The sequence below is a fragment of the Nocardia niwae NBRC 108934 = DSM 45340 genome (assembly GCF_001613465.1).
Classification (GTDB): Bacteria; Actinomycetota; Actinomycetes; order Mycobacteriales; family Mycobacteriaceae; genus Nocardia; species Nocardia niwae.
The window spans coordinates 36632-53403 of sequence record NZ_BDCK01000001.1 but is presented as its reverse complement, the minus strand read 5'-3'; the positions used below and the strand labels follow the sequence as shown (position 1 = coordinate 53403).

Annotated in this window: 17 protein-coding genes; 9 read left to right on the top strand and 8 right to left on the bottom strand. The window is 69.6% G+C overall.

The genetic code is table 11. From position 1 onward, the window contains the following. Window positions 1-39: 39 nt before the first annotated feature. The 5 genes from NNI01S_RS00280 to NNI01S_RS34175 all read right to left on the bottom strand — a co-directional run bounded on the left by NNI01S_RS00280 (window position 40) and on the right by NNI01S_RS34175 (window position 4328). Window positions 40-480: a hypothetical protein gene (locus tag NNI01S_RS00280; RefSeq protein WP_063016215.1), complete on the bottom strand. Its 441-nt coding sequence runs from the start codon at window positions 478-480 to the stop codon at window positions 40-42. A 71-nt stretch (window positions 481-551) separates the two neighbouring features. Continuing rightward, window positions 552-905 carry a UBP-type zinc finger domain-containing protein gene (locus NNI01S_RS00275; RefSeq protein WP_063016213.1) on the bottom strand — a complete coding sequence of 118 codons (354 nt, stop codon included), beginning with the start codon at window positions 903-905 and terminating at the stop codon, window positions 552-554. Further along, window positions 902-2395 carry an ATP-binding protein gene (locus NNI01S_RS00270; RefSeq protein ID WP_063016211.1) on the bottom strand — a complete coding sequence of 498 codons (1494 nt, stop codon included), beginning with the start codon at window positions 2393-2395 and terminating at the stop codon, window positions 902-904. The genes NNI01S_RS00275 and NNI01S_RS00270 overlap by 4 nt, the downstream gene beginning before the upstream one ends. 14 nt (window positions 2396-2409) lie before the next feature. Further along, entirely contained in the window at window positions 2410-4077 is a 1668-nt protein-coding gene (locus tag NNI01S_RS00265) for an NAD(P)/FAD-dependent oxidoreductase (RefSeq protein ID WP_063016209.1), read from the bottom strand. 53 nt (window positions 4078-4130) lie between these two features. Further along, entirely contained in the window at window positions 4131-4328 is a 198-nt protein-coding gene (locus tag NNI01S_RS34175) for a hypothetical protein (protein WP_157114528.1), read from the bottom strand. Window positions 4329-4536: 208 nt separating this feature from the next. Here NNI01S_RS34175 and NNI01S_RS00260 point away from each other — a divergent pair, with 208 nt between their 5' ends. Beyond that, on the top strand, window positions 4537-4992 hold the full coding sequence (locus NNI01S_RS00260; protein ID WP_063016207.1) for an SRPBCC family protein: 456 nt from the start codon (window positions 4537-4539) through the stop codon (window positions 4990-4992). Between the two features lie 99 nt (window positions 4993-5091). Here NNI01S_RS00260 and NNI01S_RS00255 read toward each other — a convergent pair whose 3' ends face one another. Then, window positions 5092-6120, bottom strand: a complete 1029-nt coding sequence (locus tag NNI01S_RS00255) for a beta-ketoacyl-ACP synthase III (RefSeq protein ID WP_063016205.1) — start codon at window positions 6118-6120, stop codon at window positions 5092-5094. A 219-nt stretch (window positions 6121-6339) separates the two neighbouring features. Here NNI01S_RS00255 and NNI01S_RS00250 point away from each other — a divergent pair, with 219 nt between their 5' ends. The 6 genes from NNI01S_RS00250 (at window position 6340) to NNI01S_RS00225 (ending at window position 11364) form a co-directional block, all read left to right on the top strand. Beyond that, window positions 6340-6612, top strand: a complete 273-nt coding sequence (locus NNI01S_RS00250) for a GlsB/YeaQ/YmgE family stress response membrane protein (protein WP_063016203.1) — start codon at window positions 6340-6342, stop codon at window positions 6610-6612. Window positions 6613-6714: 102 nt separating this feature from the next. Then, window positions 6715-7443, top strand: a complete 729-nt coding sequence (locus NNI01S_RS00245) for a phosphatidylserine decarboxylase (protein ID WP_063016201.1) — start codon at window positions 6715-6717, stop codon at window positions 7441-7443. Then, window positions 7443-8372: a CDP-alcohol phosphatidyltransferase family protein gene (locus NNI01S_RS00240; protein ID WP_063016198.1), complete on the top strand. Its 930-nt coding sequence runs from the start codon at window positions 7443-7445 to the stop codon at window positions 8370-8372. The genes NNI01S_RS00245 and NNI01S_RS00240 overlap by 1 nt, the downstream gene beginning before the upstream one ends. A 123-nt stretch (window positions 8373-8495) precedes the next feature. Then, window positions 8496-9413, top strand: a complete 918-nt coding sequence (locus tag NNI01S_RS00235; protein ID WP_063016196.1) for an RNA polymerase sigma-70 factor — start codon at window positions 8496-8498, stop codon at window positions 9411-9413. Window positions 9414-9494: 81 nt separating this feature from the next. Then, window positions 9495-10583, top strand: coding sequence for an NAD(P)/FAD-dependent oxidoreductase (locus NNI01S_RS00230; RefSeq protein ID WP_063016194.1), 1089 nt, complete (start codon window positions 9495-9497; stop codon window positions 10581-10583). A gap of 55 nt (window positions 10584-10638) precedes the next feature. Continuing rightward, window positions 10639-11364, top strand: coding sequence for a Clp protease N-terminal domain-containing protein (locus tag NNI01S_RS00225; protein ID WP_063016192.1), 726 nt, complete (start codon window positions 10639-10641; stop codon window positions 11362-11364). Between the two features lie 236 nt (window positions 11365-11600). Here the strand turns inward: NNI01S_RS00225 and NNI01S_RS00215 are convergent, their stop codons facing one another. Then, window positions 11601-12275, bottom strand: a complete 675-nt coding sequence (locus NNI01S_RS00215) for a suppressor of fused domain protein (RefSeq protein ID WP_063016188.1) — start codon at window positions 12273-12275, stop codon at window positions 11601-11603. 58 nt (window positions 12276-12333) lie between these two features. Then, the gene (locus NNI01S_RS00210) at window positions 12334-14391 is read right to left on the bottom strand and encodes an NAD(+) synthase (RefSeq protein WP_084488338.1); all 2058 of its coding nucleotides are present in this window, start codon (window positions 14389-14391) and stop codon (window positions 12334-12336) included. A 189-nt stretch (window positions 14392-14580) separates the two neighbouring features. Between NNI01S_RS00210 and NNI01S_RS00205 the strand changes: the two genes are divergently transcribed. Next, on the top strand, window positions 14581-14874 hold the full coding sequence (locus NNI01S_RS00205) for a hypothetical protein (protein WP_040784153.1): 294 nt from the start codon (window positions 14581-14583) through the stop codon (window positions 14872-14874). A 213-nt stretch (window positions 14875-15087) separates the two neighbouring features. Then, window positions 15088-16713 carry a chaperonin GroEL gene (gene groL, locus NNI01S_RS00200; RefSeq protein WP_063016304.1) on the top strand — a complete coding sequence of 542 codons (1626 nt, stop codon included), beginning with the start codon at window positions 15088-15090 and terminating at the stop codon, window positions 16711-16713. The last annotated feature ends 59 nt before the right edge of the window (window positions 16714-16772 follow it).

Below are 16772 nucleotides of genomic sequence, written 5' to 3'. Positions count from 1 at the left end.
TCGTCATCCCGGAATCGGACGCGGACGACGAACCCCCGGCTACTTCTTCGCGATTCCGGCCGCGACGGCGACCGAGGTGTCGGCGACGCTCGGCGACAGGCACACGAGCTTGGCCGTCCCCAGCGCGACATTCGGGCTGCCGTCGAACGGGCCACCGGGGTTCTCCGCGAGGATCTGCTCGATCAGCGCTTTCTCCTGGTCGCTGTCGAGCTTCCGGAACTCACCGCAGGTGGTGCTGGACGCCGGGCCGAGGGCGGAGTCGCGCTGCTTCGTCGTGGCCGGTGCGTCGGTGTCGGCCGTGGCGGTCGGCGTCGCGGTGCCGGGTGCGGTCGTGGTGCGCGGTGCCGAGGCGGACGTGGTCGCGCTGGCGGAGCCCTTGCGCAATCCGTTCGCGTCGGTGGACTCGTCCCCTCCGCCGCAGCCTGCCAGCAGGAAACCCACCGTCCCGGCGATCAGGACGATGGCGGAAGTTCGTTTCATACCGTGCTTTCCCCGGGTGGATCGTGGTGCCGGAGGCCCGGCGTCCGCAGCAGCGTACCGGTTCTCGCGGTTCAGTGGATGTGTGCCTGCCAATCCTCTGGCACCCGTTCGCGCGGACCCGGCACGCCTTGATCGGCGGGGTGACTGTGCGGTGGCGCCAATTCCGGTCCGCCCGTGTACATCTCTTCGGTCTCGAAGTTGTAGAACCAGTCCTCGCCCGGCTCGAAACTCTGGATGAACGGATGACCGGTGCTCTTGGCGTGGGCGGTGGCGTGCTGCGCGGGCGAGGTGTCGCAGCAGCCGACGTGCCCGCACTGGGCGCAGCGGCGCAGATGCACCCACCAGCCGGAGTTCTGCTCGCACTCCAGGCAACCGGGGCCGCTGGGTGGTACCGCGGGGTCGATGCCCGCGAGTCGCTCGGTCATGACTGCCCTTCCGTGTCGATGGCGGCGACCGGCTCCTGGTCGGGGCGGTGCAGCGGCAGCCAGACGGTGAACTTGGTGTCGCCCGGCTCGGAGTCCACCCGGATGTCGCCGTTGTGTTTGTTGACCACGATCCGGAACGAGATGTCCAGCCCCAAGCCGGTGCCCTCGCCCATCGGCTTGGTGGTGAAGAACGGTTCGAAGATCCGGTTGCGGGCCTCCGGGGCGATGCCCGGCCCGGTGTCGCCGATCTCCACGACCGCGCAATCGTTCTCGTGCCTGGTGCGGATGGTCAGCGTACCCTCGCCGTTCATCGCGTACACCGCGTTGTCGATCAGGTTGGTCCACACCTGGTTGAGTTCGGCCGCGAAGCACGGCACCTGCGGCAGCGTCCGGTCGTACTCCTTGACGACGTGCACGCCGTCGCCGATCTTGCGGCTGAGCATCACCAGCGTGCTGTCCAGCAGTTCGTGGATGTCGACCACCTGGAACGGCGCCCGGTCCATCTGCGAGTACTGCTTGGCCGCCCCGACCAGCGACGAGATGCGGGTCGTCGAATCCGCGATCTCGTTCATCAGCAGCTCGGTCTCGATGGTGTAGTTCAGCCAGCGGATGGCCCCTTGGAACACCTGCTCCGGCGAGCCCTCCAGGGTGGCGGCCACCCGTTCCAGCCAGTCGGTGTCGAATCCGGCCTGCACGAAGTTCGGCGCGAGGTTCCAGCCGTCGCTGATCCCGTGCTCCTCGAGCCACTCCCCGAGCAGATCCTCGCGGTCGGCGGCCTCCATCGGCGTGAGCTCCGGCGCCTTCGCGACCTGGGCGGCCGCCTCCTCCTGCAGGCGCACCAACGCGCCCAGCGACGACGGATCGAACTTGCCTTCCGCGATCATGGCGAGCTTGTGCCGCATGCCGGCGACCCGCTCGCGCAGCCCCGAGGTGGCGCGTACCGCGGCGGCGGCCGGATTGTTCAGCTCGTGGGTGAGCCCCGCTGACAGCGAACCGAGCGCCAGCAGCCGTTCCCGCTCACCGATGCGCGCGTTGGTGTTGCGATTGCCGAAGAACACGCCCTCCAGCAGGTGCACGGCCATCGGGAACCATTCGTGCATCATCCGGGCGAAGACCTCGGCGTCCAGCACGTAGAACCGGGACGGTCGTGTCACCTGCATCGTCCCGTTGTAGGTCTGCTCGACCTTGTCGCCGATGTAGGACGTCCAAGCGCCCGCGTAGGAACCGCGGTGCTCCGTGCGCACCAGCTCGATCTCCGCGCCTGCCGACTGCTTGGTGAGCACCACCTCGCCGTCCATCAGCACGTACAAGCACGTGGCCGGATCGCCCTCGCGGAAGACCAGCCCGGGTTGGATGGTCTCGATCCGCCCGTCGGCGCACAGCCATTCCAGCTGCTCGTCGGTCAGTTTCTCGAACAGGAACAGGCTGCGCAGCTCGGCGGGATCGCACACCGACCGGCTGCTGCGGTCCGCGGTCTGGTTCGAAGTCATCTGCGGCCTCCTGGTTAGGCGAGATAGCGGTGCACGAGCATGACGGCCATGGCGCCCTCGCCCACGGCGGAGGCGACGCGCTTGGCCGATTCGGCGTGCACGTCGCCCGCCACGAACACGCCGGGCACGCTCGTCTCGAGATGATGCGGTGGCCGGGACAGTTCCCAGCCGGTGGGGCGCGCGCCGTCGACCATCAGGTCCGGCCCGGCGAGCACGTACCCGGCGCTGTCCCGGATGACCACGCCGTCGAGCCAATCGGTCTGCGGCGCGGCGCCGATGAACAGGAACAGCCGCTCCGCGTCGGCCTTCTCCTCGGCGCCGGTCCGGTTGTCGCGCAGCACGATCTGCTGCAAGTGGTCGTCACCCTCGGCGGCGATCACCTCGGTGCCGGTGTGCACCTCGATGTTCGGAATCTGCGCGATCTGCTGGATGAGGTAGTGCGACATCGACTGTTCCAGCGACTCCGCACGGACCACCAAGTGCACGGTGCGCGCGTTGCGGGACAAAAACACCGCCGCCTGGCCCGCGGAGTTCGCGCCGCCCACGATGTAGACCTCGTGATCGGCGCACTCGGACGCCTCGGTCATGGCCGAACCGTAGTAGACGCCGCGCCCGGTGAAGTCGTCGACGCCCCGCGCCGGGTGGCGGCGGTAGTCGACGCCGGTCGCGATGATCACGGTGTGCGCGCACAGGCTGCCGCCGTCGGCGAACCGCACGGTACGCGCCGACCCCTGCACCTCGAGTCCCACCACCTCACGTGTGGTGATCACCTCGGCGCCGAATTTCGCCGCCTGCCGCCGGGCCCGGTCGGCCAGTTGCGCACCCGACAGGCCGTCGGGGAACCCGAGATAGTTCTCGATGCGCGAACTCTGCCCCGCCTGCCCGCCGGTGGCCGTCCGCTCCACCAGCACGGTGCGCAGACCCTCGGACGCGCCGTAGACCGCCGCGCCGAGACCGGCGGGACCGCCGCCGACCACGATCAAGTCGTAGAACTCGCCCGCCGGATCGACGGTCAAGCCCACGTTCTGGGCCAGTTCGCTGTCGGAGGGCTGCACGAGCGCCTCGCCCGCCGAGGTGATCACCACCGGACAGCGGTCGGGATCGGCGCCCGCCGCCTCCAGCAACCGCGCTCCCTCGGGCTCGTCGGCCAGGTACCAGCGGTAGGGCAGCTGGTTGCGCGCGAGGAATTCGCGCACCTGCGACGACCGCGGCGACCACCGATTGCCGATCACCTTGGTCTCGGTGACCGGCCGGTGGTCACTGCTGCGCCAGGCGTCCAGCAACCCGTCCAGCACCGGATAGAGCTTCTCCTCCGGCGGGTCCCACGGCTTGAGCAGGTAATGGTCCAGATCGACGACATTGATCGCGTCGATCGCGGCGTTGGTGTCGGCGTAAGCGGTCAGCAGCACGCGGCGCGCGTAGGGGTGCAGGTCCATCGCCTGCTCCAGGAATTCGATGCCGTCCATGCCCGGCATCCGGTAGTCGGCGATCAGGACCGCGACGGGCTGCCCGCGCAACTTCATCTCGCGCAGCGCGTCGAGCGCCTGGGCTCCCGATTCCGCGCGCAGAATCCGGTAGTCGGCGCCGTAGCGGCGGCGCAGGTCGCGCACGACTGCCCGGGACACCCCCGGGTCGTCGTCGACGCTCAGGATGGCCGGTTTCGTAGCAGCGGGTGAAGTCACCTGACGAGTATGGAGCCTCGCGGCGCCGTCTGTCGTGGGCGTTCGCGCAGGGCTCAGAGCCGATGGTGCAGGACGAGATCCAGCTCACTGGGCGTGAGCAGACGCTCCAGGCGTTCTTCTTGCGCGGCCGATCGGATGTGCCGCGGGAATGCCGAGGCGCCGCGCGCTCGTCGCTCGTCCTCGGGCTCGACGGCGGGAAGCAGCGGAACCTGGTCCGCCGGTCGCCGATGTAGCAGGGAGCGCAGTCTCACGGCCGATCACCTCACGTTGGGACGCCGAAATGTTGGAGGCAGTGTCTGTGCTTGATCTATCTGCGATTGTGCGCCGATCATTACAGCGACCGGCGCACGAGTAGCGAAAATGTGACGCAACTGTCTTCCGGTCTACGATGTGCGCGACTCGTTCCACCGCGTTCGGACAGATGGCCGTCGGTCCGTCGCTCGTATCCCGGAGGCAGCGTTGCCGAAAAATCTCGAAGTCAGCATCGACATCTCCGCGCCCCCGGAGCGGGTGTGGGCGGTGGTCTCCGATCTGAAGCGGATGCCGGAGTTCAGCCCGCAGTGCGTGCGCATGGTGGCGCTCGGCTCGCTGAAGGCGGGTACCTGGACGATCAACCTCAATCGCGACGGCAACAAATACTGGCCGACCACCGCCCGTATCGTGCGGTTCGAGCCGAACCAGGCGTTCGCCTTCCGGGTCAACGAGAACCGGACGGTGTGGAGCTACACCCTGGAGCCGACCGAATCCGGCACCAGGCTGATCGAACGGCGGGACGTGCCCAACGGCACCACGTGGTTCTCCCGCAGGGCGATCGATGCCGCGCTCGGCGGCGAGCTGCCGTTCGAGGAGGCGCTGGTGCGCGGCATGAACGAGACGCTCGGCAACATCAAGACCGCGGTCGAAGCAGGCGCCTGAGCGGGGTCGCGGCACGCGCCCCGAACGCGCTCGGCGCGGTGACGGCACGGGCAGCCGTGCTGGTCACCGCGCCGAACGACCGGCGTTCCGCAGTCGGGGTTACTTCCAGTTGGGCAGGGTCACGACCTGTGCCGCGTAGGACAGACCCGCGCCGAACGCGATGAGCAATGCCGTGTCGCCCGGCTTCGACTCGCCCTTGCGCAGCAGCGCCTCCATCGCCAGCGGGATCGAGGCGGCCGAGGTGTTGCCCGCCTCCTCGATGTCGTTGGCGAGCGCGCAGTGCTCGGGCAACTTCAGCACCCGGGCCATGATCTCGATGATCCGGCCGTTGGCCTGGTGCGGGATCATCGCGTCCAGGTCCTCGGGGGACAATCCCGCGCGATCGATGGCATCGCGGCACACCTTCTCCAGCGAGTGCGCGGCCCAGCGGAACACCGCGGTGCCCTCCATGGCCAGGTAGGGCCGCACCGCGTCCAGGCCCTTCTCATCGATTTCGTGGAAGTACTCCATCCAGTCCTTGTCCTGGCGGATTGCGTGGTGCTGGGTGCCGTCCGAGCCCCAGACGGTGGGTCCGATGCCCGGCTCGTCGGACGGGCCGACGATCACCGCGCCCGCGCCGTCGGCGAAGAGGAAGGCGGTGGAACGGTCGGTCGGGTTGACCGTGTTGGTCAGTTTCTCCACGCCGATCACGAGGACATGGTGGGCGGTACCGGCCCGGACCAGGTCCGACGCCAGCGCGATCGAGTGGCAGAAGCCCGCGCAGCCGGCCGAGACGTCGAACGCGGCGGCGCCGTTCATGCCGAGTTCGGTGGCGATGCGCGGCGCGGCGGCCGGCGTCAGCAACAGGTGGGTGGATGTAGCAACGATCACGCAATCGACTTGGTCGACGGCGATGCCCGACGATTCCAGCGCGCCGCGCGCGGCGGCGACGCTCATGCTCTGAATCGTCTCCGAGTCGTCGGCGAACCGCCGGGTCTTGATGCCCGACCTGGTCCGGATCCATTCGTCGCTCGAGTTGATCGGACCTGCCACCTCGTCGTTGGTGACCACGCGAGCAGGGCGGTAAACGCCGAGCCCGAGGATCGCCGTGTGCTCAGCTCCGGTGGTCTGGGCGATTCGAGCAGCCATCTGCGTCTCCTATGTACCTGCGGCGGCGCCGCCGGGTTTCCCCGAAGCATCGAAATCGTTCCCTCATCAGCCACTGCCCATCAGCGGATAGACATGAGGCTTCCTCATATTAGCTTGAAAGTCGCTCATCTGCCGCGCGTATTCCGACAATCGGTGGGTATCTCGTCTGCGCACGCCACTGCTGTACGAGGCGTGGCCCAACTAGGATGCGAGGACACAATGCTCGGTCTCGGGATTATCGGATGGATCATCATCGGCGGTCTGGCCGGTTGGATCGCCAGCAAGATCATGAAGACGGACGCCCAACAGGGCATTCTGCTCAATATCGTGGTCGGCATCGTCGGCGGTCTGCTCGGTGGGTTCCTGCTGAAGCTGCTCGGCGTCGACGTCGAGGGCGGCGGCCTCTGGTTCAGCTTCTTCACGTGCCTGGGCGGCGCGGTGATCCTGCTGTTCCTGGTTCGACTGGTCACGGGGGCCCGAGTCAGGTCGTGACCTCGCGTGCCACAGGCTCCTTTCCCGTAAGGTGTGAACGCTTGCGCCCGTCCTATCGTGGAGAGGCGCGAACCGTTTGCATCGAGCACGAAAGAGGAGCCTGTGGCCCGCCGTCCCACCCCGCCCGGCACGCCTGAACGCACCGGAGTCGGCCACGTCGCCGACCTGGTCCGCAACGCGATCCCTCCGTTGCATCCCGCCGGGCTCCCGTTCGTCGCCGCGCCCTTGGCGGTCGCCGTCGTAGGCGGCAAGCGCAAATGGGTGCGGCGCACGGGATTGTTCGCCGCGGCGGCCTGCGCGACATTCTTCCGCCACCCGCATCGCGTGCCGCCCAACCGGCCGGGCGTCGTCGTCGCCCCCGCCGATGGCGAGATCGCCTTGGTCGATACCGCCGCTCCCCCCGCCGAACTCGGTCTCGGTGACGCGCCGCTGCCGCGGGTCAGCATCTTCCTCTCCGTCTTGGACGTCCACGTGCAGCGCACGCCGGTTTCCGGCGTCGTGCGCGCGGTGCAGCACCAGCCGGGCCAATTCCGCTCCGCGGACCTGCCCGAGGCGAGTTCGGTGAACGAGCGCAACAGCATGCTGCTGGAGACCCCGGACGGCAGTCAGGTCGTGGTCGTGCAGATCGCCGGGCTGCTCGCACGCCGGATCGTCTGCGACGCCCAGGTCGGCGACGTGCTGACCATCGCCGACACCTACGGCCTGATCCGCTTCGGCTCGCGGGTCGACACCTACTTCCCGGCGGGCACCGAACTGCTCGTGCAGCCCGGCCAACGCACCATCGGCGGCGAGACCGTGCTCGCCGTGCTCGGCTCACCCGCTGACGCCTGATGGAAGCGGCGGTACCCACCCAGCGGCGCAGGCGGCGCAGCATCCGGCTGCTGCCGAGCATCGTCACCATCCTGGCGCTGTGCGCCGGGTTGTCGGCGGTGAAATTCGGCCTCGACGGCGAACTCGATATCGCGCTGGCCATGATCGGCGCGGCGGCCGTGCTGGACACCCTCGACGGCAGACTGGCCAGAATGCTCGACGCCACCACGAAGATGGGCGCCGAGCTGGACTCGCTGTCGGATGCCATCTCCTTCGGCGTCGCCCCCGCGCTGGTGCTGTACGTGACCCTGCTCAGCAGCAACAGTGTGGGCTGGATCGTCGCGCTGCTGTTCGCGGTCAGCATCGTGCTGCGCCTGGCGCGGTTCAACACCCTGATGGACGACGACACCCGGCCGGACTGGGCGCGGGAGTACTTCGTGGGTGTGCCCGCCCCGGCCGGCGCGCTCATCGCGATGGTGCCGGTGGCGTTGTTCGTGCAGTTCGGCGACGGCTGGTGGGTCGGCTTCTACGAGGTCGCGGCGTGGACGGTGTTCGCCGCCGCACTGGCTGTCAGCACCATTCCGACGCTGGCCATGAAGTCGGTGTCGGTGGCGCCCCAGGCCGCGGCCGGGCTGCTGGTGCTGGTCGCGCTCGCCGCGGCGGCGCTGGTCACCTATCCGATCGTGCTGCTGCTGGTGCTGGTGGCGCTGTACCTGGGACACATTCCGTTCGCCTGGCATTCCCAGCGCTGGGTGGCCGCGCGGCCGGAGACTTGGACGCACAAACCCGCCGAGCGGCGTGCGCAACGGCGAGCGGACCGGCGGCTGCCCGCCATCCGCCGTCCGGCCATTCCGCGTCCCGCGATCCGCGGTTCGGCGCGTCTGCGGCTGCGCCGACCTGGGGCGAAGCAACGTCAGAATGGTCATCCGCCGCCCAACGCGGGACTCTGACCCCGGCCTGCGCAGAAGGCTGGTCTCCTTCGGCGCGGCATCCGAGCGGCGCACCGGCGCCTTCGCGCGCCCCGCTGGGGGCGGTACGGTCATATCCGTCGGCCGGGGTGGAGGAAGGTGACCATGGAGTCCGACGGATTGCGGGAATTCGAGGGGCATCGGCCGCGCCTGTTCGCGCTCGCCTACCGGATGCTCGGCTCGGCGAGCGAAGCCGAGGACGCGGTGCAGGAAACCTATCTGCGCTGGGACGGCGCCGATCGGGCCACGATCCGGTCCGCCGAGGCGTGGTTGACCACGGCCCTGGTGAATCTTTGCCGTACCTGGCTGGTTTCGGCGCGAGCCCGGCGGGAGAGCTACGTCGGGCCGTGGCTACCCGAGCCGGTGCCAACGGCGCGCGGCGAGCTCGGGCCGCTGGAGACCGTCGAGGAGCGCGAACTGGTTTCGCTCGCGCTGCTGACGGCGCTGGAGCGCCTCAGCCCGGTCGAGCGGGCCGTCTTCGTGCTGCGTGAGGCGTTCGGCTACGCGCACCGCGAGATCGCCGACATGCTCGACGTCACGGAGACGAACTCGCAGCAGATCTTCCGCCGGGCGGCCCTGCGTGTGCGAGAGGGCCGGGCCCGCTTCGGCGTTCCGCCAGAGCATGCCCGCGAGCTGATCGAGCGATTCATGAAGGCGGCGCGCGAGGGTGATGTCGCGGCGCTGGAGCGGATGCTCGCCGCCGATGTGAGCGCGACGGCCGACGGCGGCGGCAAGGTCAACGCGGCCCGGCGCTCGATCCACGGTGCGAATCAGGTGGCGCGGTACCTGGCGGGCCTGTTGCGCTGGGAGGTGCCGGGGATGCGGCTGCTCGTGGAAGAGGTCAACGGGGCGCCCGCCGCGGTCGCGCGGGCGGACGGCGCGCCGCTGCTGGTGGTGGGCATCGATGCGGCCGACGGCGCGGTCACCGCGTTGCGGCTCATCGTCAATCCGGACAAGCTGGCCTATTTCGCCGGCTCGGATGGCGGGGTGGGCAGGCTGCCGGACCGTCGCCGTCCGATGTGACTCGCTTCACCGCCCCGGTCTGTCAGGAATCGGGGACCTGTCCGGTCTGAAGGGTGATGGCCGATCGAAAGGAGCCACATCATGACCGGACAGCACCGGATCGTCGTTCTCGGCGCCGGGTACGCGGGGCTGGCGGCGGCCCGCAGGCTCGCTCGCACGGCGCGGGACGCGCGGGTCACCGTGGTGGACGCCCACGCGTCGTTCGTCGAGCGTGTGCGCCTGCACCAGCGGGCGGCCGGGCAGGGGACTCCCACCTGGGATCTGCGGGAAGCCCTGGACAACAAAGGGATTCGCTTCGTGCGCGCCCGTGCGACCGAGATCGACACGGTCGCCAAGCGCGTGGCGCTCGACGCCGCGCCCGCCCTCGACTACGACACGCTGATCTACGCCCTCGGCAGCGTCGCCGACGTCGAGACCGTCCCGGGCGTCGCCAGACACGCCTACTCCATTGCGACCCAGGATGATCTGGCCGACCTGTCCGCGCCCGACGGGCCGGTGGCGATCGTCGGCGCGGGAGCGACCGGTATCGAGCTGGCGGCGGAACTGGCCGAATCGCAGCCCGGGACGCGGGTGCTGCTGCTCGGGTCGGAGGAGCCGGGCGCCTGGCTGTCGGCGCGGGCGCAGGCGCACATCGGGCGGACGCTCGAGCGTCTCGGCGTAGAGATCCGCTCCGGCGCAAAGGTGATCGAGGTGACGCCCGACGGTGCGCGCTTGGCCGACGGTTCGCTGGTCGAGGCCGCGACGACGGTGTGGACCACCGGTTTCCGGGTGCCGGATCTCGCCGCCCGCTCCGGTCTGGCGGTGGATGCCGACGGCCGGGTGCTGACCGACGCCACCCTGCGGTCGGCGTCGCACCCGGACATCTTCGCCGCGGGCGACGCCGCCGTCGTCGCGGGGCCGGGCGGGCGTGAGCTGCGCATGGCGTGTGCCACGGCGCTGCCCACCGGTAAACACGCGGCCGATGCCGCCGTCGCCCGGATGCGCGGTCGCGAGCCGCGAGACCTCCGGTTCCGTTACGTGCTCCAGTGCCTGAGCCTGGGCCGCCGGGACGGCGTCGTGCAGGTCGTGCACGCCGATGACGCACCGGCGCGGACGGTGCTGACCGGGCGGGCGGCGGCGTGGGTCAAGGAGCGCATCGTGCGCGGCGCGGCTTGGTCGGCGCGCCCCTGACCCGAATCGTCAACCGATAGTTGACGACTGCCCATCGTCAACCTATGGTTGACGCATGACCTCACAATTCCGCCTCGACGACCTGATCGACGGCATCAAGAAGGCCCGCCCCGACAACGTGCTCGACCAGCTGTCCGACGCTGTCGTCGTGGCCAACCACCTCGGCGAAGTGGCCGATCACCTGATCGGACACTTCGTGGACCAGGCGCGCCGCTCCGGCGCCTCCTGGACCGACATCGGCGCCAGCATGGGCGTCACCAAGCAGGCCGCGCAGAAGAGGTTCGTGCCCAAGGTGCCCGAACCGGGCGCCGCGGCGGCCATGGACCCGAACGCGGGCTTCGCCCGTTTCACGACCCGGGCGCGCGCGGTCGTGATGGCGGCGCAGGAGGCGGCGCGCAGCGCGGGCAACCGCGAGATCGCGGTCGGGCACGTGGTGCTGGGGCTGCTCACCGAACCGGAGGGACTCGCGGTGCACGAAATCGTCCACCACGGCGTGGCCGTCGATGTCATCGCCGCGGCCGCCTCCGCGTCCCTGCCGCCGAGCGAGGGGGATGTGCCCGCGCTGGTGCCGTTCGGGGCGGAGGCCAAGAAGGTGCTCGAGCTCACCTTCCGAGAGGCGCTTCGGCTGGGGCACAACTACATCGGCACCGAGCACATCCTGCTCGCCCTGCTCGAACAGGAGAACGGCGCCGGCCTGCTCAGCGATCTCGGCCTCGACAAGGCGAGGGTCGAGACGCATCTGGGGGAGTTGCTCGCGTCCATCACGGCCGAGAAATCCTGATCCTCGTGGGCGGCGGGAAGTTCCGTGCGCGGAGCGCCCTCGCGGTGCCCTCGCTGGTGATCGGCGCGGCCCGGCGAACAGACGCCGGTCACCGGATCCGCAACGTCGTCAACGGGGTTCGCGGGGCGCACGCCGCGCGGGCGCGTCGTCGCCGGGCACTGCGCACCCGGGGAGCCGGTGTCCGCGGGCCGCGCCGGAGCGCGCGGGTCGAACAGCACTCGGCCCGAGCGGCCTGATCACCCCCGCCCGGCCAGCCCGCCGCCCCATCGCGGCCAGCGGGCCTGTGGTTTCGGCTCGGAGACCAGCGGTTCACGGCGAATGTCGGTGATGTACAGGGGCAGGCGCGGCTCCAGTTCGGCGAGCAGCGCGAGGGCGCGTCCGCCCTGCGCCGCTCGGTATTCCGGCATGGTCAGCCCGAGGATCTGCAGGAAATGCACGCGGCCGTGCCTGCTGTCGACGACGCGGAGTTCCGGGTCGGTGGTGAAGCAGACGGCGTGATTGGTGCAGTCCGCTTGGTCGGCCGCGATCGGCCCGTTCGTCTTGATGGTGTGTCCCGGCTCGAACCACTTGCCGGACTGGAAGACGTAACGGGCGAGGTTCTGCATGAAGTTCGCCGGCCACGCGGGCGGTTCGGTGTCCGCGCGCCCGCGGGCCAGCCGGAAGGTGAATTCGAAGCCCCAACCGGACTCGGCCGGGTTGTCCCACTCCTTTTCGTACAGCTCGGTCATGCCGTAGCTGACGTAATGCCAGTGCGGCACCGGATCGGTGCGGGAGTAGGCGCTGATCCCGTCGAGCGGGTCGGACCCGCCCAGGGACCACGGGTGGTCGGACGCCCAATGGAAGGGCTCGATATCGCCGTACAGCGGCCGCAACGCCTCGTCGATCGCATCCCAGCCGGGTTTCTCACTCACGCAGCCACCATAAGCAGCGCGCATCCGGCCGTTTCAGGGGCGTCGGACGCTGCGGCCGCTAGGCATCCGGCACGTTGCGGGCGAGCTCCTCCAGCCAGGCCGTTGCGGACGCGTCGCTGGGCGCGCGCCAGTCGCCGCGCGGCGAGAGCGAACCGCCGGAGCCGACCTTCGGCGCGTTCGGCAGCGTCGAGCGCTTGAACTGGCTGGTCTGCACGAAGCGGAGCAGGAACTCGCCCAGCCAATGCTTGATCGTGGCGAGGTCGTAGGCGTTGCGCTGGTCGGCGGGGACGAGGTCGGGCCAGCGGCCGGTCGCGGCATCCGACCAGGCATGCCGGGCCAGGTAGGCGACGCGGCTGGGCCGGTAGCCGAAGCGCAACAGGTAATAGAGGTGGAAGTCCTGCAGTTCGTACGGGCCGACCGTGGCCTCCGAACTCTGGGCGGGTGCGGAGGAGTCCTCGTGCGGAATCAGCTCCGGTGAGATCTCGGTGCGCAGGATCGACGACAGCGCCTCGTCGGCCTCCGGGCCGAACTGCTCGGTGTCCACCGCCCAGGCGATCAGGTACTTGATCAGGGTCTTGGGCACCGAGGCGTTCACGCTGTAGTGCGCCATGTGATCGCCGACGCCGAAGGTGCACCAGCCCAGCGCGAGTTCGCTGAGGTCGCCGGTGCCCACCACGAGCGCGCGGTGCATGTTGGCCAGCCGGAACAGGTGCGAGGTGCGCTCACCCGCCTGCACGTTCTCGTAGGTGATGTCATAGACCTGCGCGCCGTCGGCGGCCGGGTGGCCGAGGTCGCGCAGCATCTGCGTCGCCGAGGCGCTGATGTCGATCTCGCGCGCGGTGACGCCGAGGGCGGCCATCAGGCGATGCGCGTCGGTCCTCGTCCTGGTGCTCGTCGCGAAGCCGGGCATGGTGTAGGCCAGCACGTTCGAGCGGGGCAGGCCGAGCCGGTCCATCGTCTTCGCGGCCACGATCAGCGCCTGAGTGGAGTCCAAGCCGCCGGACACCCCGATCACCACGCGCTCGGTGCCGGTGGCGCGCAGTCGCGTGCTCAGGCCCTCGATCTGGATGTGGTGCACCTCGGCGCAGCGCTCGTTGCGCAGGGCCGGGTCGGCCGGGACGTAGGGGAAGCGCTGGATCTCGCGCTCCAGCGCGACCGGCTCCTCCGGAACCGGCAGCCGCACGTCGATGTGCCGCATCGCGGCCAGCCGATCCCGGTGGTCGTGCACGTTGTCGGCGAAGCTGGTGGCGCGCAGCCGGTCGGCGACGAGGCGGCGCACGTCGAGGTCGGCGGTGACCAGCTGGGGATGGTCGCAGAACCGCTCGCCCTCCGCGAGCAGGTCGCCGTTCTCGCAGATCAGCGCCTGGCCGTCCCAGGCGAGGTCGGTGGTCGACTCGCCGGTCCCCGCGGCGGAGTACAGGTACGCCGCGAGATAGCGCGCCGAGTGGGAGGTGCACAGCGACCGCCGGTAGTCCGCCTTGCCGATCACGATATTGCTCGCGGACAGGTTGACCAGCACGGTCGCCCCGGCCAGCGCCGCGAAGCCGCTGGGCGGCAACGGCACCCACCCGTCCTCGCAGATCTCCAGGTGGAAGACGAAGTCGTCCAGATTGCTCGCCCGGAACAGCAGGTCGGACCCGAACGGCGCCCGATGCCCGGCGATGGTGACGTGGTCTTCCAGCGCCTCGCGCGCCGCCGCGAACTGGCGCTTCTCGTAGAACTCCCGGTAATTCGGCAGATAGCTCTTCGGCGCCACGCCCAGCACCAGGCCACGGCAGATCGCGATCGCGCAGTTGAACAACCGATGCTGGGCCCGCACGGGGGCGCCCACCACGAGCACCGTGTCGATGTCCGTGCTCGCCGCGACGAGCCGGCCCAGCGCCGCCTCGACCGCGGCGTCCAGCGCATCCTGGTGGAACAGGTCGTCGGCGGTGTAGGCGGACAGCCCCAGCTCGGGGAACACCGTCAGCACGGCGCCGGCCGCCGCGGCCTGCGCGGCCAGCTCCACGGTCTGCTCCACGTTGTAGGCGGGGTCGGCCACCCGCACCCTGGGGACGGCGACCGCCACCCGCGCGAAGCCGTGCCGATAGAGCGAATCGAACGGCAGGTCGTCCACCCGCGCCCCCTTCCGGGCCGAGGTTGATCATGGTCCAACCGGAATCTACGCCGCCGCAGACGGACGGGCGCGGCGGCGAGTGGCCGAAGACCCGGGGAGCAGTGCCGTGACCTGCGCTTTTGACGCCCCGGTCGGTTGGCGCGAATCGTCCGGCCGGAGATGTGAACCGCTGGCGGCTAAGCTATAGCAATGGCGGATGAAACGGATTCCGACCTAATAGCGGGGGAACGGCGCGCAGATCTGCTGCGCGCGCTTTCGTATGTGTCCACCGAGTCCCAGCCGGACGGCAGTTACGTGGTGAACGGCGACCTGCCGCCCGACGTCGCCCCGCCGTTCATTCGCGCCATCATGCGGGTGGAGGCGGAGCTGCTGCTGCACGACGCCGAGCTCGTCACCGTGGAGGGCGGCGAGCCCCGCACGCCGGAGGAACGCCGCACCGACGCGTTCGTCGCGCTGGTGCTGCGCGTCGACGACCGGCCCTGACCCGGTGCGGACCTTGCACTCACCACCCCAGAGTGCTAAAAATGCTTTTGGCACTCTCGACCTGTGAGTGCCAGGTCGGGACGGTGAGACCGGGTTCCGTAGACACCCTCGGTCGTCCGTCGCGGGCACCGAACCTGGCCAGCGTAACTGGGATGACCCAACCGGCGGTCGTCCTGTGTGTCAGCCATCCACATGGAGGATCTCAACAACGCCATGGCCAAGACAATTGCGTATGACGAAGAGGCCCGCCGCGGCCTCGAGCGGGGTCTGAACAGCCTCGCCGACGCGGTCAAGGTGACGCTGGGCCCCAAGGGTCGCAACGTTGTCCTGGAGAAGAAGTGGGGCGCCCCCACGATCACCAACGATGGTGTGTCCATCGCCAAGGAGATCGAGCTGGAGGACCCGTACGAGAAGATCGGCGCCGAGCTGGTCAAGGAAGTCGCCAAGAAGACCGACGACGTCGCGGGTGACGGCACCACCACCGCGACCGTGCTCGCCCAGGCGCTGGTGCGCGAGGGTCTGCGCAACGTCGCGGCCGGCGCGAACCCGCTGGGCCTGAAGCGCGGCATCGAGAAGGCCGTCGAGGCCGTCACCGCCAAGCTGCTCGACACCGCCAAGGAGGTCGAGACCAAGGAGCAGATCGCCGCCACCGCCGGTATCTCGGCCGGCGACGCGTCCATCGGTGAGCTGATCGCCGAGGCCATGGACAAGGTCGGCAAGGAAGGCGTCATCACCGTCGAGGAGAGCAACACCTTCGGGCTCCAGCTCGAGCTCACCGAGGGTATGCGCTTCGACAAGGGTTACATCTCGGGTTACTTCGTGACCGACCCCGAGCGTCAGGAAGCGGTCCTCGAGGACCCGTACATCCTGCTGGTCGGCTCGAAGGTCTCGACCGTCAAGGACCTGCTGCCGCTGCTGGAGAAGGTCATCCAGGCGGGCAAGCCGCTGCTGATCATCGCCGAGGACGTCGAGGGCGAGGCCCTTTCCACCCTGGTGGTCAACAAGATCCGCGGCACCTTCAAGTCCGTCGCCGTCAAGGCGCCCGGCTTCGGTGACCGCCGCAAGGCTCAGCTCGCCGACATCGGCATCCTGACCGGTGGCGAGGTCATCACCGAAGAGGTCGGCCTCTCGCTGGAGAGCGCGGGCATCGAGCTGCTCGGCCAGGCGCGCAAGGTCGTCGTCACCAAGGACGAGACCACCATCGTCGAGGGCGCGGGCGACCCGGAGGCCATCAAGGGCCGGGTGCAGCAGATCCGTAGCGAGATCGAGAACTCCGACTCGGACTACGACCGCGAGAAGCTGCAGGAGCGTCTGGCCAAACTGGCCGGCGGTGTTGCGGTGATCAAGGCGGGCGCGGCCACCGAGGTGGAGCTCAAGGAGCGCAAGCACCGCATCGAGGACGCCGTGCGCAACGCGAAGGCGGCTGTCGAAGAGGGCATCGTCGCCGGTGGTGGCGTGGCTCTGCTGCAGTCGGCTCCGGCGCTGGAGGAGCTGAAGCTCGCCGGTGACGAGGCCACCGGCGCGAACATCGTGAAGGTCGCGCTGTCGGCTCCGCTGAAGCAGATCGCGTTCAACGCGGGCCTCGAGCCCGGTGTGGTCGCCGAGAAGGTGTCGAACCTGCCCGCGGGTCACGGCCTGAACGCCGACTCGGGCGAGTACGAGGACCTGCTGGCCGCCGGCGTCGCCGACCCGGTCAAGGTCACCCGTTCGGCGCTGCAGAACGCGGCTTCGATCGCGGCCCTGTTCCTGACCACGGAGGCCGTTGTCGCCGACAAGCCGGAGAAGGCCGCCGCTCCCGCCGGTGACCCGACCGGTGGCATGGGCGGCATGGACTTCTGAGTCCGGCCACCCGCCAGCGCATTTCGAACCGGAAGCCGGTCCACCGCGAGGTGGGCCGG